This is a genomic window from Paraburkholderia sp. JPY465, assembly GCF_050436725.1.
Taxonomy (GTDB): domain Bacteria; phylum Pseudomonadota; class Gammaproteobacteria; order Burkholderiales; family Burkholderiaceae; genus Paraburkholderia; species Paraburkholderia youngii.
Genome location: NZ_JBNDMT010000003.1, coordinates 1,797,715 through 1,816,959, shown reverse-complemented (window position 1 = coordinate 1,816,959; position 19,245 = coordinate 1,797,715). Strand labels below are relative to the sequence as shown.

Sequence of the window (19,245 nt, the reverse complement as noted above, 5' to 3'; positions counted from 1 at the left end):
TCAGCCTGAAACGCCCAGCCTGAAACTCGCAACCCGTAGCACCCAACCCGGTCATCAAATCATGTTGTCAGAAATGAAAGTCACGCAAACGGACACGACGAATCTTGCCGTCCTGCGCCAACGCATCGCTGAGGCATCGGCGCTTCCCGAGGAGGAAGTGGTCCAGACGCTCATGCGCCGCGCGCAAATGGATGCGCCCACGCTCGCGAAAGCTCAGGATCTGGCTGCGCGTCTGGCGCAGGGAGTACGCGACGCGCGCATCGATGCGGGGGGTGTCGACCTGCTCACGCAAGAGTTCTCGCTGGACAGCCGCGAAGGCATCGCGTTGATGTGTCTTGCCGAAGCGATGCTGCGAATCCCCGACACGCAGACCCGCAACCAGCTGATTCGCGACAAGATCGTCGATGCCGACTGGCGTGCCCACCTTGGCAAGTCGCCTTCGATGTTCGTCAACGCGACGGCCTGGGGCCTGCTCGTGACGGGCAAGCTGCTTAAGCAGCCCGACGAAAAAGCGCTCGCTGAAGCGCTCACGCGCGTTGTGCGCAAGGGCGGCGAGGCAGTCGTTCGCGCTGGCGTCGCATACGCGATGCGTATGCTGGGCAAGCAGTTCGTGACTGGCCAGACCATTGAGGAAGCCATTGGCGCCGCGAAGGGGCGCGAGAGTGGTGGCTATCGCTATTCGTATGACATGTTGGGCGAAGCCGCGCTCACTGACGAGGATGCGCAGGCCTATTTTGAGTCGTATCGCCATGCGATCGAGACGATCGGCAAGGACGCTAAAGGCCGGGGGCCTATCGAGGGGCCCGGCGTTTCCGTGAAGATCTCCGGGCTCCATCCGCGCTACGAACTAGCGCAGCGCGAGCGGGTACTTGTCGAACTCTACCCGCGCCTGCTCGAACTCGCGCAACTGGCGAAGAAGTACGGCATTGGTTTCCATCTGGACCAGGAAGAGTCCGCGCGTTTCGAACTGACGCTCGAGATGCTAGAACTGCTTTGCAACGACCCGTCGCTGCGCGGCTGGAACGGCATCGGCATTTCGCTGCAGGCCTACCAGAAGCGCGGCCATGCTGTCGCGGACTGGATCGTCGCGCTCGCACGCTCGACCGGCCGCCGCATCAACATTCGCCTCGTGAAGGGCGCTTACTGGGATACGGAAATCAAGCTCGCACAGGACGCGGGCTTGCAGGGTTATCCGGTATTCACGCGTAAGGTGCATTCCGACGTGAGCTACATCGCGTGCGCGAAGGTGTTGCTGGACGCGCCGGACGCGATCTTTCCGCAATTCGCGTCGCACAACGCCTTCACCATCGCCGCAGTGCATACGCTGGCTGGCAACAAGGAATACGAGTTCCAGTGTCTGCACGGCATGGGTGAGACTGTTTATGACCAGGTGGTCGGCGCCGCGAAGCTCGGCCGCCCGTGCCGGATCTATGCGCCCGTCGGCCCGCATGCCACTCTACTCGCGTATCTGGTGCGCCGCCTGCTGGAGAATGGTGCGAATTCGTCTTTCGTGAACCAGATCGTCGATCCGGCCGTGAGCATTGCCGATATCGTCGAGGATCCTGTTGCCAAAGCCGCGCGCACCGATGGCAAGCCGCATGCGGGCATTGCGACGCCGGTCAATGTGCTCCCCGGCCGCGTGAATGCAGCGGCCGTTTCGTACGGCAATTCTGCGGAATTTGATGCCGCGGTGAGCGCGATCCGTTCGAACCGCCTTGCGGCCCAATCGCTGGTGGCCGACAGCGGTGACATCGAATCCGATTCGACGCATCTCGTCTATAGTGCGGGCGACACGACCGAAATCGTGGGCAGCGTTTCGTTCTGCCGCGCAGGCGCCGTTGCGCAGGCTATCGCCGCGGCGAAGGACGTGTCCGCGAACTGGGCGCGTGTCGGCGCCAGCCAGCGCGCAGACATGCTCGAGAGGATGTCCGCAGGACTCGAAACGGTGAGCAATCACCTAGGCGCGCTGCTGGTCCTCGAGAATGGCGCAACGCTTGCCGAGGCCGCGGAAGAAGTTCGCACGGCCGTCAATCTGTGCCGTCTCTATGCCATGCAGGTGAAGTCGGACGCCAGGCTGCGCGCGCGCAGCGGCGTTGGCATCGTCGCGAGCGTCACGCCGGTGTCGTCGCCGCTGGCGACGTTTGTCGGGCACGTCGCGGCGGCGCTTGCAGCAGGCAATGTCGTGATCGCGAAGCCTTCGTCGAAGGCGTCGCTCGTCGCTTACGAGGCGGCGCGCGCTTTCTATCGTAGCGGCCTGCCCAAGGACGTACTGCAGTTGCTGCTCGGCTCGGGCGCCGCGATCGGGCGCGCGTTGCTGGCCTCCGAGGAGGTCGGGGGCGTCCTGTTTGCCGGCGCCGCCGAGTCGGCCAGGACGATCGGTGTGCTGCTCGCAAAGCGTGCGCGCCCGCCGAAGCTGCTGGCACAGGTGGGCAGCGTCAACGCGATGATCGTCGATAGCTCGGCGCTCCCGGAGCAGGTCATCTCAGACGCCACGGTATCGGCATTCAGTTGTGCTGGGCAGAGCGCTTCGTCACTGCGATTGCTCTGTCTGCAGGACTCGACGGCAGAGAAAGTGCTGAAGATGCTTAAAGGGATGCTAAGCGAGCGCAATACCGGCAATCCGCTTTTCGTGGGAACCGATATTGGGCCGCTCGCGACGCGCGAGATGAAGGATCGCGCTGAAGCGTATATCGAGCAGATGCGCCTCCTCGGCTACGCGGTGACGCGTGGAAAACTCTCCGCTGACCAGGCGAAAGGCAACTTCGTCGCTCCTGCGATCGTCGACATTCGCGATCTCGGTGCGCTCTCGGCGATCAACGCGACGCTCCCCGGACCGGTGCTGCATGTCGTCCGGTACAAGACCGGCGAGATGGATGCATTGCTGTCGACCCTGAACGTAATCGGGTGCGGCGTACAGGGGCTGCATACGCGTATCAATGAGGCAGCCGGCAAGCTGCTCTCGGCGTCGAATGCCAATAGCGTTTGCGTGAACCGCTCGATGCACAGCACGGTGCCGGGCATGCAGCCGTTCGGCGGCGCGGGCGCCTGCGGAACGGGCCCGATGTTTGGCGGTCCGCTTGTGCTGTACGCGCTCACGTCGGCGCCGGCGCCCGCTTTCAACGCCGACGCAGGACCCTTCGCCCAGACGGCCCGCGCCGTGAGTGAGAAGTTCTTCGAATTTCCGGTTGAGTCGGCCAGCGGGAGACTCCAGAGCCGTCGCGGGGAAATGACCCATGAAAAGAGGGCACGCCTCGATAAGGTGAATGCGCTGTTTGCCCTCGCTACGGCGCAGAACACGGACGCCGCCTGGCGCACCGCACTCGGAAAACGCAAGCAAGGCCTCGACGAACTGGTCAATCGGACGACGACCATTAGCCTGCCTGCACTCACCGGGGAAGAGAACACGGTGGAGCTCCTGCCGCGCGGGCAGATCCTCTGTGCCGGTGAGTCGCCGGCCATTGTCCTCGAACAGGCAATGGTGGCTAGCGCGTTCGGCAACACGGTGCTTGTGTTCAAGTCCGCCGTGTCGGACGACATTGCTCATGTACTGGGTGCAGCGTGCCGGGTGGCGGATATCTCCGACTTCGCGGTACTGATCCGCGGCGAAGTTGTGGGCATGAAGCCCGACGCAGTCATGGTGGAGGCGAACGACTTCGCGCTTACGGGCCTGCGCGTTGCAGCGGCCGAGCACATGACAGTGCTGGTACAGCCCGGTGCGGATGGGCAATACGACTGGACGCAACTCGTGCGCGAACGCGTCACGACAGTGAACGCGAGCGCTGCGGGTGGCAACACGCAGTTGATGGTGTTGAGCGAAGACGCGGCATGAACCATGCCCTTGGCCCGCAGAAGGCGCGGGCTTGGGGCAGACGGTCGCGCGGGTGGCACATGAACACTAGCAGATTGCCGCTCATGCGTGCACACGGCGCTGCCCCGGCCTAGCGGCGGGGGCGGCCCGCTCTTTAGAAACGGGAAATATTAAAACCCTACTGGTTTGGAGACCTTAATGAAGAAGAAGCTTGTCGCCGCCTCCGTACTGTCTGTTGTGGTGGCTCCCGCCATGGCCCAAAGCTCCGTGACCCTCTACGGGGTGATCGATGAGGGGTTCAACTATACGAACAATGTTACCGGCCATCCGGTCTACGAGCTCCAGAGCGGTTGGGCGCAAGGCAGCCGCTGGGGTCTGAAGGGTGCGGAAGACCTTGGTGGTGGACTGAAGGTCGTCTTCCAGCTGGAGAACGGATTCAACGCGAGTAACGGCAAACTGGGGCAAGGCGGCCTGATGTTTGGCCGGCAGGCGTACGTCGGTATCGCGAGCGATCAGTTCGGCACGTTCACGCTGGGACGCCAATACGACTCTGTAGTGGACTACCTCGCACAAACGACCGCCAACGGTAGCTGGGCTGGTTACATGTTCTCGCATCCGTACGATAACGACAATACGGACAACACTTTCCGCGTGAACAACACGGTGAAGTATGCAAGCCCGGTCTTCGCTGGCTTCCAGTTCGGCGGTACCTACGGCTTCAGCAACAGCACGAACTTCGGGGACAACCGTCAATACAGTGTGGGCGGTCAATACACCAATGGCGGCCTGTTGATTGCGGCAGCGTATCTCCAGGCGAATAACCCGTCGTCGAACGCGGTTGGTGCGATCACGAACGGTGGGGACGAAAACTTCCTCGCCAACCGGCTGAGGATTTTCGGCGCGGGTGTCAATTACACGTTTGGCAGCGCGACACTCGGCTTTGCCTATACGAATACACTGGTTGACCAGCCCGTCAGTTCGGCGTACGTCGGGGCCATTACGCCTGCAGGCGGGACGCTCTCGAGCCTGCGGTTCCAGAACTTCGAGGTCAACGGAAAATATCAGTTCACGCCAGCCTTCTATGCGGGCGCAATGTACACCTATACGCGGGCAAGCTTTAATGCAACCGACGGCAAGGAGCATCCAAACTATCAGACCGTTGGCTTGATGGCCGACTACAATCTTTCGAAGCGCACTGATATCTACGTGCAGGGTGCATACCAGCACGTTGGTGGCGGCAAGACGGGAACGGTGCTCGACCTTGCGTATATCCCTGGTGCGGACGACGTTTCGTCGAATCAAAATCAGTTTACTGCGCGCGTGGCCATTCGCCATAAGTTCTGACCAGTCGTTCGTTGCGGCCCGGGGGTAGGTGTTGCCCCCGTGGCACGTGTTCGCGGGCGCGCATAGCGGTGCAGCGACGAACGTAGATCGATTGCAAATTCAACGCATCAATTGAGGGAAGTGACCGTGCGTCTTGAAACACACGAAGCCCACGATATCGCCCGTCGAGCCGCGGTAAGAGCTGGCGCCAGCGATGAAGTCGCCAATGCGCTCGCGAAAGCGGTGGTGTCCGCCGAATGGGCCGGCAGTCGGGCGGTGGGGTTCGCCCACCTGTTCGATTATCTGGATGGCTTCGTCAAGGGGCGCATCGCGAAGGACGCGAAGCCCGAGGTGAGCTTTCCCGCGCCGGCCGCGGTCGCCATCGATGCGAAATACGGCATCGCCCAACTCGGCTTCGACATGGCATTCGACGAACTCGTGCAGCGCGCGAGGACTTACGGCGTGACGGTGCTGCTGCAGTCGAACAGCTTCACGGTGGGCGAGCTTGGGTATTACACGCGCCGTCTGGCGGAGGCCGGTCTGGTTGCCATCGCAACGACGAACGCAACGGCGCAGATGACGACGCTGGAGAGCCGAAAGGCGGTCTACGGCACGAATCCTTTGTCGTTCGGCGCACCGCGCGCGGGTGCGAAGCCGTTCGTGATCGATCAGGCCTCGAGCGCAACGGCATTCGTGAACGTACGCCAGGCCGCGGAGCGCGGCGATCCCATTCCCGAGGGGTGGGCGGTCGATGCGCAAGGCAACCCCACGACGGACGCGCGGGAAGCGGTGAAGGGGCTTTTACTCGCCTTTGGTGGGGCGCGCGGCGCCAACATTGCGATGATGCTCGAATTCCTGGTGGCAGGGATGGCCGGGAGCAACTGGTCGATGGACGCACCGGGTTTCGCCGAAGGCACCGAGTCGCCCGGCGTGGGACTGTTCGTTCTTGCGATCAAGCCGGATCTTGTGGTCCAGGACTTCACCGCCCGTCTGTCTTCTCAGATCGAGCGCCTGGCCGAGCAAGGCGTGCGCATTCCCGGCAGTCACCTTAACGTGACGGAAATCGACGTGCCGGAGGAACTGCTCAAAAAGCTCGAAGGCTAGGAAACCGCGGAGCCTGCCGCACCGGATCTTCGGGAGGCAGGCTTTTATTTTTAGTAATGGCGTCGGTTATAGCCTCGCTTCTGGCCTTAGTTCTGGCCAAGCCAGACGGCGAATCGCTGGTTCAGATCGTCGGCATGATCGGCCCAGAAGGCCACGTCGGTGTCGATCGCGCCATTTTGGTTAACGGGCGCGGTCGGCAGGTAGGGCAGGAGCTTCGGCGGGATCATCGAAATCGCCGATTTGCGGGTCGGGCCGTAGGCGGTCAGCGGCGCCAGCTTCGCCAGCACATCGGGTTGCGTCGCATAGCGCACGAAGTCCTGGGCAGCCTTCAGATTCTTCGTCCCCTTGACGATGGCATAGCCTTCCAGGTATTTGACCTGGCCATCCCAGATGAAACCGAAGGGCTTTTTGTCGTCGGCGATTGCGCTGTAGATGCGGCCGTTGTATGCGCTGCTCATTGTCACCTCGCCGTCGGCGAGAAGCTGCGCCGGTTGAGCGCCGGTTTCCCACCACACGATGGACGACTTGATTGTGTCGAGTTTCTTGAACGCGCGGTCGACGCCCGCGGACGTGGCGAGCACCTTGTAGACGTCAGACGGTGCGACGCCATCAGCAAGTAGTGCCCATTCGAGCGCGCCTTCCGGCGACTTGCGCAGACCGCGCTTGCCCGGGAATTTCTTCAGATCGAAGAAGTCGGCAATCTTCGTCGGCTCGTGACCTTTGAATTTGTCGCGGTTGAAGGTGATAAGAGATGACCAGACGATGTTTCCCGCCATGCAACTGGACACCGCACCCGGCACATAGTCCTGCTTCGCTGGGGTGCCGTCCGGGGCAGGGGCAAGCGACGCGGGATCGATCTTTTCGAGCAGGCCTTCGTCGCAGGCACGCGTCACGTCAGACAGTTGCAGGTCGACCACGTCCCACGTGACATTTCTGGTTTCGACCTGGCTGCGAATCTGTGCAATGCCGCCGTTATAGGAGTCGTTCTTGACCTGAATGCCCTTGGCGGCAGCGAACGGTGCGACTGTGGTCTTGTCTTGCGACGCCTGGTACGAACCGCCCCACGAGACGAAGGTGATTTGCGAAGCGACGGCAGAGACGCTTATCACGCTGCAGGCCAGCAGCATGCCAATATTGGTTGACGTTTTCATTTTTTCAATGGATTCAAGGGTTGAACAGGTTTGCTGCCGAAGCGCCCGGCGAGCAACGAGCCTGGCGGCACAGCTATGCGCATCCCGTAGCGCAGGAGCTACCCCGAGCACACCACGACTCGGGAATGGAGACTGACCTGGACAAAATTCGCGGCTGCCAAAATCAGGAACACTTATGAAGAGGCTAAGTGCCGATAATGTTCGCGCAGCTACGAGGTTGAATCACTATGTTTGAGGGAGGTAGCCGAAGCATTGTGTGCATGGCATCGGCCCCGGATTTTTGCTTCAGGAGATAGAAATTGAACAGCGCGGTATACGAATTCCATGAAGGCACGCTTCCCCTGCTCGTATCGATCCCCCACCTGGGGACCGAAATACCAGGCGATGTGCGCGGGCAACTGACCGATGTTGCCGGCGTAGTGGCAGATACCGACTGGCATCTGGACAGGCTTTATGACTTTGCTCGCAGCGCGGGCGCGTCGGTGCTCGGGGCGACCATCTCCCGGTACGTGATCGATCTGAATCGCCCGTCGACGGGGGAGAGTCTCTATCCGGGGCAGACGACGACGGGACTGTGCCCGACCGAGACCTTTCGCGGAGAGCCGCTGTACCGGAACGGCACGGGCCCCTCGGAAGCGGACAAGGCGCAGCGGCTCGAGCGGTATTGGCAGCCGTATCACGCGAAGCTCCAGGCGGAACTGGCGCGCCTGAAAAGCCTCCACGGTCACGTGCTGCTATGGGAGGCGCACTCGATCGCGAGCCTCCTTCCGCGCCTCTTTGACGGCAAGTTGCCCGACCTGAATCTGGGCACGCATTCGAGGCGTAGCTGCGATCCGCGCATCGTGGATGCGGTGACGGCGAGCCTGGCGGATCAGCCCTTTACCTGGGTCCATAACGGGCGCTTCAAGGGCGGCTTCATCACGCGTGAATACGGCCAGCCCGAGCACGGCGTGTATGCGATTCAGCTGGAAATGTGCCAGTCGACCTACATGAATGAAGCCGCACCGTTCGAGTACCGGCCCGATCTGGCGGCGAAGGTGAAGCCGGTCGTGCAGGGGATGCTTGATGCGGCGTTGGGTGCGCTTCGGAGTTTGCCGCGATAGCGCCGGGCTCAGCGAGATGCGGGTGCAGAGTGGCGCTTGGCGCGCGTATCGCGTAACGCCGCTCCTCTGTTGCCTCGAAGCAGAGCACGCTGCGTCTCGCACCTCGTTGAGCCAGACGCGGGCAAGGGTGCGTTACTGATACTCCGCGTACTATGCGAAGTCGCCCTCGACGATAAGCAGTTCCCGCTTTGATGCCTTGAGCGCATGCTGTTTGGCTTCTTCGTAGGCCGGGTCTGCATAGCAGGCCAAGGCCCGCTCATACGAAGCAAACTCGACGACCACGACACGCCGGGTCGTCTGCGCCTCCTTGAGAGCGGCTCCAGAGTCAAGCGACTTGAGTTTCGCGCCAAATTTTTCGGCGATGGGGGCCCACAGTTTTCCATAGGCCCGCTGCGCTTCGGGGTCGGTTACGTCCGAGCCTAGAATAATCCAGTATCCTTTCACCTGACATGCTCCTGCTTGAATGAAGCGACGAAAAAAAGCCGCCAGAGCGCAATTTCTCGCACGAGGCGGCAAAGTACTGCTGAGAATCCAATGGCCTGCTTGAGGCCGCAATCTTGTTCAGATTGCCTTTACCATTTCTGGCACCGCGTCGAACAGGTCGCCCACGAGGCCATAATCGGCAACGCCGAAGATAGGTGCTTCGGCGTCCTTGTTGATGGCGACGATGACCTTCGAATCCTTCATGCCCGCGAGATGCTGGATCGCGCCGGAAATGCCCACGGCCACATAGAGCTCCGGTGCCACGATCTTGCCGGTCTGACCGACTTGCAGGTCATTGGCCGCGAAGCCGGAATCCACGGCCGCGCGTGATGCGCCAATGGCCGCCCCCAGCTTTTCCGCGAGCGGGTCGAGGATCGCGAAGTTCTCGGCGCTGCCGAGGCCGCGGCCGCCGGAAACGACCACGCGCGCGGCCGTGAGGTCGGGGCGATTGCTTGTCGCGATTTCGCGGCGGATGAATCTCGAACGGCCCGTATCAGCAACGGCAGGCGCTTCCGAGATTTCGGCGTTGCCGCCGGTTACCGCCGCAGCGTCGAACGCCGTCGTGCGTATCGTCGCGACTTTCACCGCGTCCGGCGATTGCACGGTGGCAATCGCATTGCCGGCATAAATGGGACGCTGGAACGTGTCGGCTGAGTCGATCGCGATGACGTCGGAAATCTGCGCGGAATCGAGCTTCGCGGCTACGCGCGGAGCCGCGTTTTTGCCCGCCGCCGTTGCCGGGAAGAGCAGGTGCGAGTAATCCCTGGCCAGCGCCGTGACCTGGGCTGCGACGTTCTCGGCCAGAGCGTCGGCGAAATGCGGCGCGTCGACGAAGATGACCTTGTCCACCCCGGCCACCTTGCTGGCTGCTTCCGCCACGGCGCGAGCGCCGCTGCCCACGACGAGCACATGCACGCCATTGGCGAGTTGCCGGGCGGCACTGATGGTGTGAAGAGTGGCAGCCTTGAGCTGCGCGTTGTCATGTTCGGCAATAACAAGAGTCGTCATTTAGATCACCTTCGCTTCGTTTTTCAGTTTCTCGACGAGCGTCGCGACGTCCGGAACGATAACGCCCGCCTTGCGCGCGGCCGGCTCGACCACCTTGAGCGTCTTCAGCCGCGGGGCCGGGTCGACACCGAGCGACGCAGGCGTAACGGTTTCGAGCGGCTTTTTCTTGGCCTTCATGATGTTCGGCAGCGTTACGTAGCGCGGCTCGTTCAGGCGCAGGTCGGTCGTGATGATGGCCGGCAGTTGCAGGGCGATCACTTCGAGCCCGCCATCGACTTCGCGCGTGACGGTGGCCGTCGAGCCATCGATTTCGATGTGGCTGGCGAAGGTCGCTTGCGGCCAGTCGAGGAGTGCCGCGAGCAACTGGCCTGTCTGGCCAGCGTCGTCGTCGATGGCCTGTTTGCCGAGGATAACCAGTTGCGGTTGCTCCTTCTCGATCACGGCCTTGAGCAGCTTCGCGACGGCCAGCGGCTGGAGTTCGGCGTCGGTCTCGACCAGCACGCCGCGGTCGGCGCCGATGGCGAGCGCGGTGCGCAGGGTTTCCTGGCTTTGGGCAACGCCGCACGAAACGGCCACCACTTCGGTTGCCTTGCCGGCTTCCTTCAGGCGCGTCGCGGCTTCGGTGGCGATTTCGTCGAACGGATTCATCGACATCTTCACGTTGCCAATGTCGACGCCGGTGTGATCGGACTTCACGCGTACTTTGACGTTGTAGTCGACGACGCGCTTCACTGCGGTAAGGACTTTCATCTCATCTTCCTCAAATTCAATCACTCGTGCGTACTGGCTGACTCAATGGTCACCAGCACAGGAAGCTGTGGGCTTACGGACTCGTTGACGGTATGGTTGATGGCTGGAGCAGTCGGCGAGAACCGGATCGCGCGATCGAGGGAATTCGTGATCAGGAACTGTCCTGCTTCAATAGCCCCCGATACGGCGCCCTCGGCGTCGCTCCAGGCGCAGCCGCCGTGAAGCGCTACAACAGCCACGAGGCAACCGGACTGCACGGTGAGCGGCTCCAGAATGTTCCGGATGCGTGCGCGGTAGCGCCCTCTGGAGGTCATCGCGTTGAGCACGGTCACCGGGCCATCGACGAGTGTTGCGTTCCATTGTGCGTCGCCGTCGTACCCGGCCGCCTCGAACGGCCTGAGCTGTACGGTCGAGCGCTCGTCGCGCAGCGTCACGCCGGCGCCGCGCAGGACGAGCGATATCCGGTCGATGCCCTCGAATCGCGAGTAAGGCCCATTGCGTTCCACTTCGGCGAGGCTGATGCGCCATTGCGACTCACCCGAGGCATCCGATGCGATCGTCCGTGTGACGCCACCGCCGTTGCGCCAGCGCTCCACGGGGAGCGCGGCGATTGAGCGAACTTCGATTGCCGGCATGCCCGACCTCTCACGACACCGCGCCGAGGCCGTATTTGCCCGTCAGGAGCTCGCCGGTTTCGAAGCGTTCGATCGAATACGGCTTGAGCGACACATCGGTCGGCAAGCCGAGCGCTTCCTGTGCGAGCACGCGGCCCACGGTGGGCGACAGCTTGAAACCATGACCGGAGAACCCATAGCCCACGACCAGACCTTCGATGCCGGGCAGCTTGCCGAGCACCGGATTCCAGTCTGGCGTCACGTCGTATACGCCCGTCCAGGAAGACGCAATGCCTGCCGTCTCATATTCGGGGAACCGTTCGGCAACCTGCGCGCCCACTTCGACGACGTAGTCCATCGGAATGTCGCCCTGCTCGGTTTCCGCCGTGTTCAGCTTCTCGCCCACCACGCCTTCACTCACGAGCATCTGGCTGCCGCCATAGCTACGGTAGTACAGCATGCCGGTAGAAGCGAGATCTTTGAAGACCGGCATCGTGAAGGTGTATTTGGCCGCGTCGCATTCGAGCGCCAGCACGGCGTGCCGCTCCGGCATGATCGGCAGCTTGCGGCCAGTCCAGCGCGCGAGCTCGGGCGTCCAGATATTCTGCGTGCTGATGACTATCGACGTCGCGAAGTCGCCAATACTCGTCGAGACGCCGACGACCTTGTTACCTTCGAACAGAATCTTGTTGACAGTCGCGTTCTCGCGGATGGTCACACCGCCACGGCGTGCGGCGCGTGCGAAGCTCGTCGCTACCAGATAGGCGTCCGCGAAGCCGGCCTCGGGCTCGTAGCCGATCAGCGCGGCATCATCGAACCGGGCGATAGGCAGGAGCTCCCTGGCCTGCTGGGCGTTGAGCAGTTCAAGCGGAATGCCTTGCTCCTTCTGCTGATTGAGCGACGCGCGCAGCGGCTCGAGCTTGTCGCCTTCGCTCGCGACAATCATGTAGCCGCACTTCACGAGGCCGCACGAGGCCTCTTCATCGCCCAGATAGCTGGCGAAGTGGTTGAAAACATCCCATGATTTGCGCGCCAGCTCCACATTCTCCTTGACGGAGTAGTGCGTGCGCAGGATCCCTGACGACTGCGAGGTCGTTCCGGCCCCAATCGTCCCGCGGTCAAGCACCAGAACGTTCTTCGCGCCGAGCTTCGAAAGCTGGAACGCTACCGAACTGCCGATTACTCCCGCGCCAATCACAACCACATCGTATGAGTTCACGATTCCGCTTCCTTCGTTGGTCAAGTCACAGGCGCAGTTTGACCGCAGGAAATCACGAGGGCGTAAATATAAGTACGGGCGATTTTTAGCAAAAGAGCGCATCAGTATCAGGCCACGAGGGTGCCCCGCAGGGATAGCGGTTTCATCCGGCAAATGCAACTTCCGGTTGTGTGGAGCATAAGCACGCGTTATTTCACCGGGCTTCGAAAACATTCGGTCTTACGATGCGTTGCACGTGACGCATCGTGCGTCGCCCAGTCCAAGGGGCGGCCTCATGAAGGCCGCCAGGTTGCCCGTAAACGGTTATTGACATGAATACACAGTCCCTCGTTGAGCAATACGGTCCGCGCGAATCCATGGAATACGACGTCATCATCGTAGGCGGTGGTCCAGCGGGGTTGTCGTCGGCGATTCGTTTGAAGCAGTTGGCGCACGAGCAAGGCAAGGAGGTGAGCGTTTGCGTGCTCGAGAAAGGCTCCGAGGTGGGGGCGCATATTCTCTCGGGCGCGGTCATGGATCCCAGAGCGCTGACTGAGCTCATTCCCGACTGGAAGGAGCAGGGCGCGCCTTTGAATGTCGAGGTAACAGAGGATCGCTTTCTCTTTCTCTCGAAGGAGCGGGCGAGGCGCGTGCCCAACTGGCTGTTGCCCGATAACTTCAAGAATCACGGCAACTATGTCGTAAGCCTCGGCAATGTCACGCGATGGCTGGGACAGAAGGCCGAGGAACTGGGCGTGGAAATTTTTGCGGGCTTTGCGGCGGCCGAAGTGCTTTATGGCGAGCGCGGCGAGGTGCGGGGCGTGGCCACGGGAAACATGGGCATCGGCAAGGACGGCAAGCCGGGCGACGCTTTTCAGCTCGGGATGGAACTCCACGCAAAGTACACGCTGTTCGCCGAGGGCGCGCGCGGCCACCTGGGACGGCAGCTCATGGACCGGTATGAGCTGCGCAAGGACTCGGACCCGCAGGTCTATGGCCTTGGCATCAAGGAGCTCTGGGAAATCGACCCCAAGCGCCATCAGCCCGGTCTGGTGATTCATACAGCGGGTTGGCCGCTCGAACGCGACACCTATGGCGGCTCGTTCCTTTACCACCTCGACAACAACCAGGTCGTGGTGGGATTCGTGGTCGGTCTGGGCTACACGAACCCCTACCTCTCGCCGTTCGAGGAATTCCAGCGCTACAAGACGCATCCCGAGATTCGCCAATTTCTCGAAGGCGGCAAGCGCCTGTCCTATGGCGCGCGGGCCATTACCGCAGGCGGGCTGATGTCCTTGCCCAAGCTGGCTTTTCCGGGCGGCGCGCTTATCGGCTGCGAGGCGGGGTTTCTGAACGCATCGCGTATCAAGGGGAGTCACGCGGCCATCGCGAGCGGCAAGATGGCGGCGGAAGCGGCTTTCGGTGCCTTGTGCGGCGCTCGCCAGAATGACACGTTGGTCGAATATCCCGAAGCCTTCGAGCGCTCGTGGCTCAAGGACGAGCTATACCGGGCCCGCAACTTCAAGCAATGGATGAGCAAGGGCTTGTTCACCGGCACGGTGATGGTGGGCCTGGAGCAAAAGGTATTGGGCGGTCGGGCGCCATGGACCCTGCATCACAAGCACGCCGATCACCAGACCTTGCGCCCCGCCACGCGGTGCAAGGAGATCGTCTATCCGAAGCCGGACGGGAAGCTGACGTTCGACCGGCTTTCTTCGGTGTTCCTGTCCAATACGAATCACGAGGAAAACCAGCCGGCGCACCTCACGTTGAAAGATGCATCGGTGCCGGTGCGGGTCAACCTCGACATCTATGGCGGACCGGAGTCACGCTTCTGCCCGGCAGGGGTATACGAGTTCACAGAAAACGCGCCCGGTGAGAGTCGATTGGTCATCAACGCGCAAAACTGCGTCCATTGCAAAACCTGCGACATCAAGGATCCCACGCAAAACATTGTCTGGGTGACGCCGGAGGGCGGAGGCGGACCCAACTATCCGAACATGTGAACGCATTGAGGCTAGGGCCCGCGCACTGCATCGTGCGCGGCTTTATTCCCGCAGCGGTGCCGGGTTGGTCGCCTCGGCCGTAGAGACGATGCAGCGCCATCTTCGGATACCGGGAATGACGCGGCCCACCACAGGTTCATAACTGATGGTGATGCTCAATATAAATGACTTGAACATATGTTCAGCGCATTTTCAGATTTAGCCTCGTGATTTTCCCTAGGTTCCGGTCAAAAACAGCAAATTGGGTAGAGATTGCTCTTCCCATACATTTTTGACCGGCTACCATGCTGTTCAGACGCTTCTTGGACGCTCATGGAATTGAACTGATGTTCAGTGTTCTTGGTAAAAAGGGATGGATACCAAAGCTCGTTCTGGCGAGAACTCAGTCCAGCTCCTGCTGGTGTGCGGGCGATCAGGCGGGAACGAAGCTCGGGCAGTCTCACCCCGCGGGGGTAAGTAAGCGAAATAATTAGTAAGGGATGCGAAATAGTTTCGGCGTAAGCAGAAGTTTGTTTTTAAACCTGAAGAAGACTGACGCGAAGTGCGTCATTTGACATCGTCAAGGAGTGGATGGAATGGAACTGCACAAGAAGTTGACCCCGAAGATTGTGGCTCTTGCGGCAGTCGCCACGATGAGCACCGCCGCCTGCGCAAGTAACCTCATGTTCGCTTCCTGGGGCGGGTCCTATCAGGACACACAGGTGGCCACTGCAACCAAGCCGTTCTCTGCAAAGACGGGAACGAACGTTCAGGTCGACACCTACAACGGCGGCATCGCCCAGATTCGCAGTCAGGTGCAAACGAACAATGTGACGTGGGATGTGGTCGACATGCAGTTGGCAGATGCGGCAAGAGCCTGCGATGAGGGGCTGCTGGAAAAAATCAATCCGGCAATGCTGCCGCCGGGCAAATCGGGCGTGCCGGCGAAGTCCGATTTCCTTCCCGGAGGCTTGTCCGACTGCATGGTGGGCAACGTCGCATGGTCGACCATGATCACGTATAACAAGAACGCATTCAAGGGCGGAGAGCCGACCTCGATCTCCGACTTTTTCGACCTCAAGAAATTCCCGGGCAAGCGTGGCCTCAAGAAGTCGCCCGAAGGCGCACTTGAATGGGCGCTGCTTGCTGACGGCGTGAAGCCCGCCGATGTCTACAAGGTGCTCTCGACTCCCGCGGGCGTGGACCGCGCGTTCAAGAAGCTCGACACCATCAAGTCTTCCATCGTGTGGTGGGAAGCGGGTGCCCAGCCCCCGCAGCTTCTCGCCGATCGCGAAGTGACGATGACCAGCGCATATCCGAACCGGATCTGGGTTGCCGTCGAGCAGGACAAGAAGCCCTTTGGCTTTCTTTGGGATGGCGAGGTGAAGAACATCGAAGGCTACGCGATCGTCAAGGGGACCAAAAACCTGAAGGCGGCCGAAGACTTCGTCAAGTTCGCCACGTCGACGGATCAGCTTGCGAAGCTCTCTACCGACACGGCACTGGGACCGATGCGCAAATCGGCGATCCCGTTGGTCGATCCCGCTGTTACGCCCTATTTGCCGACGAATCCGGCGAACGAGAAGAATGCGGTTGATGTGGACGTCAACTTCTGGGCCGATCACGGTGACGATCTGAACCAGAAGTTTGCGGTTTGGCTCGCTGGAAAGTAACTCGAGAGGAGTAGGTCGAGCCAGGGAGAGTTAGTCGGACACCTGAGCCGCTCCGGGGCTAACTCATCCTTATGGAAAATAGAAGAGACGCTGAATTTGCCGGGACATGGTTGCGCCTGGTCTATCTTGTTGTTTATCCCCGGTGCGTCGCGCCGGGAGTATCCACACTCATTTGCTAGTCATTACAGGTTCAATCATGCCCGTGAAAGTTAGCGTCAATGAAAGTCATACCCGTCTGGATGCCGCGAATGCACGCATGGAGGTCGTCGTCGAGCACCCGGGCAGTTATCGGGCGCTCTTGCAGGAGCCGATGGCTTCGCTGGTGCGCTCTCTGGAAGGCGATCCGCATAGTGAAAGTGCTGCTGTACTGGGCTATAACTGATTGGGCGGTCTGACGCCGCGCTGATGCTTCAGAGAGAATCATGACCTTTAAACGCACATTTCATGCAGTCGAGACACACGCCGGTGAACCCATGCGGGTGATTACCGGCGGGGTGCCTCACATTCCGGGCAATACGGTCTACGAGCAGATGAAGTGGCTCGAAAAGAACGACGACCAAATCCGCAAGCTCATGCTGCGCGAGCCGCGTGGCTATCCTCCGCTGTGCTGTAATCTGGTCGTGCCAGCGAAACATCCGGACGCCGCGGCAGGATACATCATCATGGAGCAGGTCGAGTATCCTGTGATGAGCGGCGGAAACACGATCTCCGTTGCGACGGTGCTGCTCGAGACTGGGATGCTTCCGATGCAGGAGCCTGTTACCGAATTTCAGCTCGAGGCGCCGGCGGGCTTGATTGGCATTCGGGCTGAATGCGCCAATGGCAAGGTGACCCAGGTTACCTTCAAGAACGTGCCGGCTTTCGCTCCCTATGTTGACACGGTGATCGATGTGCCGCACCTCGGTAAGGTCACGGTCGATGTCGGCTGGGGAGGTATGTTCTATGTCATCGCCGACGTGCGGCAATTCAAGGGGCTGGAGCTCATTCCGGAGCACGGCCGGGAAATCACCCGGATTTCGGCGCTCATTCTCAAAGCGGCCCAGGAGCAACTGCCGGTTCAGCACCCGCACTATCCGGGCTACGGCATTACGATTGCACAGCTTTCGGGGCCGACCTCGAACGCGAATGCAGACTGGAAGAACGCGGTCACGGTTGCCAGCGGCGAGATCGATTTCGATAATCCGGCCACCTGGACTGGCGCGATTGATCGGTGCCCATGCGGAACCGGAACGTCTGCAAAGATGGCTACGCTTTTCGCCAAGGGGCAACTCGATCTGAATCAGCCGTTCCGTCACGAGGGCATACTCGGGACCGTATTCACAGGGCGTCTCGTGGAGCAGGTCACCATCGAGGGAATCCAGGCCGTCGTGCCGACCATATCGGGACGTTCGTGGATTTACGGCTACAACACGTATGTCCTCGATCCAGACGATCCCTTCATCAATGGTTTCACGGTCGGTGATATCTGGGCCTGACCTAACAGCCTGATCGTATGAACACGTAGCCCTGCGCGAGCGGACATTGAGTTTGGCGCAGGGCTTTTTTTCGACTCCAAATGAGTGCGAGACAACCGGCAAGGCGCGCCCACTTCATTGGAAGAGGACGCGAGCCAGCGGACAGGTGTTTATAGCCAGTCTGTTTCGAAACGGAACGTCGACAACGGAGTGCAACCCGAATCGGTCAGGAGAACCTGCTGCTCGAGTTTCACGCCTTCTTGGCCACCTTCTTCGCCAATGTAGCTCTCAATGCAGAGTGTCATGCCGCTTTCGAACATGCCGTCATAGCCGCCGTCTGCCCAGTCCTTGAAGTAGGCAATGGACGGATACTCATCCACGAGCCCGATGCCGTGCGCGAGGCAACTGTACCGGTTGCGGAAGAACTTGCCGGGCATGTTCCAGCTGCGCTCCGAGAACTCCCTGAAGGTCATGCCGGGCCGGATGAGGGCCATGTTCGTTTGCAACTGTTCATGCGCCGCGGCGTAGAGTTGCCGCTGCTGGTCGGTGGGACGAACATGGCCGACCGTCCACGTGCGGGAGATGTCAGCGCAGTAGCCGTAGGGACCGACGAGATCGGTGTCGAACGCAATGAGTTCGCCCTGCTTCATGACGCGAGGGCTGCATTCCTGCATCCACGGGTTGGTGCGCGCGCCCGATGCAAGCAGCCGCGTCTCGATCCACTCGCCGCCCAGCCGGATGTTTTCATAGTGCAGGTGAGCCCATAGCTCCTGCTCGGTCATGCCCGGTCGCAGTACGCTGTGCATGCGTTCAATGCCCGTTTCGCAGACCGCGATTGCTGCCTTCATCACGGTGAGTTCGTCGGCCGATTTAATCTTACGCGCCTGCTCCATGAGAGCCTGGCCGTCGATCAATTCGATGCCTTCCTCGCGCAGTGCGTATGTCCCTTCGGGATCGAGCCGATCCACGGCAATGCGATTTTCGGATGGTGCGTGTTCGCGCAGCAAATCCGCGATTTCGCGCGCCCACTGCCGTGCTTTGGTGGCGGCTTCCGGGCCGGCGTTGAAGTAGTTCCAGCAGGTCGCACCGCGGATTTCCGCTTTGACAGTAACGTCGTTCCAGACATGCTCGCAGTTGTGAAACTCGAACGCAACGATGGGGCCATCGGCGAACACAACGACATATCGCGTCGGGTTGCGTCCCGTCCACACCTGCATGTTCGACGTATCCGTTGCGTACCGGATGTTCACGGGGTCATACATGATGATAGCGGGCACATGCTGCAAGCGAAGTTGCTGCTGCACCCTTCTCAAGCGGTACTCTCGGACGCGGTCGAGCACGCCTGCGGGAAGAAGGTCGACGCCTTCCGTCGCTTCGGGTGCGACCGCGTGAATGGTGGAAACCACCGACATGGTTCATCTCCTGAGGTGGCTCGCGACGCGAGGCGCCACATAAGGTTACGTGGCGGTTTCGTCGGGGCGAGCGGAAATATTCAAGGCATGGAAATCGCGAGGTGAGCGCGGCGCTATGGCCGTGTCTTGCCGTCCCCGTGACGCAGTATCGAAACGCCGAAATACGCGGTCAACTGCCT

Annotated in this window: 15 protein-coding genes; 8 read left to right on the top strand and 7 right to left on the bottom strand. The window is 60.9% G+C overall.

The window, feature by feature from the left end; translation table 11 throughout:
• Positions 1–73: 73 nt before the first annotated feature.
• The 3 genes from putA (at position 74) to QFZ94_RS23060 (ending at position 6,235) form a co-directional block, all read left to right on the top strand.
• On the top strand, positions 74–3,829 hold the full coding sequence (gene putA, locus QFZ94_RS23070) for a bifunctional proline dehydrogenase/L-glutamate gamma-semialdehyde dehydrogenase PutA (RefSeq protein ID WP_429459777.1): 3,756 nt from the start codon (positions 74–76) through the stop codon (positions 3,827–3,829).
• A gap of 177 nt (positions 3,830–4,006) precedes the next feature.
• The gene (locus tag QFZ94_RS23065) at positions 4,007–5,152 is read left to right on the top strand and encodes a porin (protein WP_429459775.1); all 1,146 of its coding nucleotides are present in this window, start codon (positions 4,007–4,009) and stop codon (positions 5,150–5,152) included.
• 126 nt (positions 5,153–5,278) lie between these two features.
• Positions 5,279–6,235: an Ldh family oxidoreductase gene (locus QFZ94_RS23060; RefSeq protein WP_429459773.1), complete on the top strand. Its 957-nt coding sequence runs from the start codon at positions 5,279–5,281 to the stop codon at positions 6,233–6,235.
• Positions 6,236–6,321: 86 nt separating this feature from the next.
• Here the strand turns inward: QFZ94_RS23060 and QFZ94_RS23055 are convergent, their stop codons facing one another.
• Complete coding sequence (locus QFZ94_RS23055) at positions 6,322–7,497, bottom strand: ABC transporter substrate-binding protein (RefSeq protein WP_429459771.1); 1,176 nt, start codon at positions 7,495–7,497, stop codon at positions 6,322–6,324.
• 188 nt (positions 7,498–7,685) lie between these two features.
• On the opposite strand from QFZ94_RS23055, the gene hutG reads away from it, so the two are divergent.
• Positions 7,686–8,489, top strand: coding sequence for an N-formylglutamate deformylase (gene hutG / locus QFZ94_RS23050; RefSeq protein ID WP_429459769.1), 804 nt, complete (start codon positions 7,686–7,688; stop codon positions 8,487–8,489).
• A 150-nt stretch (positions 8,490–8,639) separates the two neighbouring features.
• On the opposite strand, the gene QFZ94_RS23045 is transcribed toward hutG, so the two are convergent.
• From QFZ94_RS23045 to QFZ94_RS23025, 5 genes are all read right to left on the bottom strand, one after another.
• Entirely contained in the window at positions 8,640–8,933 is a 294-nt protein-coding gene (locus tag QFZ94_RS23045) for a DUF1330 domain-containing protein (protein WP_429459767.1), read from the bottom strand.
• Between the two features lie 117 nt (positions 8,934–9,050).
• Positions 9,051–9,980, bottom strand: a complete 930-nt coding sequence (locus tag QFZ94_RS23040; protein ID WP_429459765.1) for an electron transfer flavoprotein subunit alpha/FixB family protein — start codon at positions 9,978–9,980, stop codon at positions 9,051–9,053.
• Entirely contained in the window at positions 9,981–10,730 is a 750-nt protein-coding gene (locus QFZ94_RS23035; RefSeq protein WP_429459763.1) for an electron transfer flavoprotein subunit beta/FixA family protein, read from the bottom strand. It lies immediately after the preceding gene.
• A 20-nt stretch (positions 10,731–10,750) separates the two neighbouring features.
• Positions 10,751–11,365 (bottom strand): HutD/Ves family protein, encoded by a 615-nt coding sequence (locus tag QFZ94_RS23030; RefSeq protein WP_429459761.1) that lies wholly within the window; start codon positions 11,363–11,365, stop codon positions 10,751–10,753.
• Positions 11,366–11,375: 10 nt separating this feature from the next.
• Entirely contained in the window at positions 11,376–12,563 is a 1,188-nt protein-coding gene (locus QFZ94_RS23025; RefSeq protein ID WP_429461896.1) for an NAD(P)/FAD-dependent oxidoreductase, read from the bottom strand.
• 311 nt (positions 12,564–12,874) lie between these two features.
• Here QFZ94_RS23025 and QFZ94_RS23020 point away from each other — a divergent pair, with 311 nt between their 5' ends.
• From QFZ94_RS23020 to QFZ94_RS23005, 4 genes are all read left to right on the top strand, one after another.
• Positions 12,875–14,548 (top strand): 4Fe-4S dicluster domain-containing protein, encoded by a 1,674-nt coding sequence (locus QFZ94_RS23020; RefSeq protein WP_429459759.1) that lies wholly within the window; start codon positions 12,875–12,877, stop codon positions 14,546–14,548.
• A 632-nt stretch (positions 14,549–15,180) separates the two neighbouring features.
• The gene (locus QFZ94_RS23015) at positions 15,181–16,200 is read left to right on the top strand and encodes an ABC transporter substrate-binding protein (protein ID WP_429461894.1); all 1,020 of its coding nucleotides are present in this window, start codon (positions 15,181–15,183) and stop codon (positions 16,198–16,200) included.
• A gap of 196 nt (positions 16,201–16,396) precedes the next feature.
• Positions 16,397–16,582 (top strand): hypothetical protein, encoded by a 186-nt coding sequence (locus QFZ94_RS23010; RefSeq protein WP_429459757.1) that lies wholly within the window; start codon positions 16,397–16,399, stop codon positions 16,580–16,582.
• A 40-nt stretch (positions 16,583–16,622) separates the two neighbouring features.
• Positions 16,623–17,675: a proline racemase family protein gene (locus QFZ94_RS23005; RefSeq protein ID WP_429459755.1), complete on the top strand. Its 1,053-nt coding sequence runs from the start codon at positions 16,623–16,625 to the stop codon at positions 17,673–17,675.
• Positions 17,676–17,824: 149 nt separating this feature from the next.
• Here the strand turns inward: QFZ94_RS23005 and QFZ94_RS23000 are convergent, their stop codons facing one another.
• Positions 17,825–19,066, bottom strand: coding sequence for a M24 family metallopeptidase (locus QFZ94_RS23000; RefSeq protein ID WP_429459753.1), 1,242 nt, complete (start codon positions 19,064–19,066; stop codon positions 17,825–17,827).
• Positions 19,067–19,245: the final 179 nt, after the last annotated feature.

Bases quoted from the DNA above. Each gene is read 5' to 3' on its own strand.
- putA (WP_429459777.1), top strand. From the start codon at position 74: ATGAAAGTCACGCAAACGGACACGACGAATCTTGCCGTCCTGCGCCAA.
- QFZ94_RS23065 (WP_429459775.1), top strand. From the start codon at position 4,007: ATGAAGAAGAAGCTTGTCGCCGCCTCCGTACTGTCTGTTGTGGTGGCT.
- QFZ94_RS23040 (WP_429459765.1), bottom strand. From the start codon at position 9,980: ATGACGACTCTTGTTATTGCCGAACATGACAACGCGCAGCTCAAGGCT.
- QFZ94_RS23035 (WP_429459763.1), bottom strand. From the start codon at position 10,730: ATGAAAGTCCTTACCGCAGTGAAGCGCGTCGTCGACTACAACGTCAAA.
- QFZ94_RS23030 (WP_429459761.1), bottom strand. From the start codon at position 11,365: ATGCCGGCAATCGAAGTTCGCTCAATCGCCGCGCTCCCCGTGGAGCGC.
- QFZ94_RS23020 (WP_429459759.1), top strand. From the start codon at position 12,875: ATGAATACACAGTCCCTCGTTGAGCAATACGGTCCGCGCGAATCCATG.
- QFZ94_RS23015 (WP_429461894.1), top strand. From the start codon at position 15,181: ATGAGCACCGCCGCCTGCGCAAGTAACCTCATGTTCGCTTCCTGGGGC.
- QFZ94_RS23010 (WP_429459757.1), top strand. From the start codon at position 16,397: ATGCCCGTGAAAGTTAGCGTCAATGAAAGTCATACCCGTCTGGATGCC.
- QFZ94_RS23005 (WP_429459755.1), top strand. From the start codon at position 16,623: ATGACCTTTAAACGCACATTTCATGCAGTCGAGACACACGCCGGTGAA.
- QFZ94_RS23000 (WP_429459753.1), bottom strand. From the start codon at position 19,066: ATGTCGGTGGTTTCCACCATTCACGCGGTCGCACCCGAAGCGACGGAA.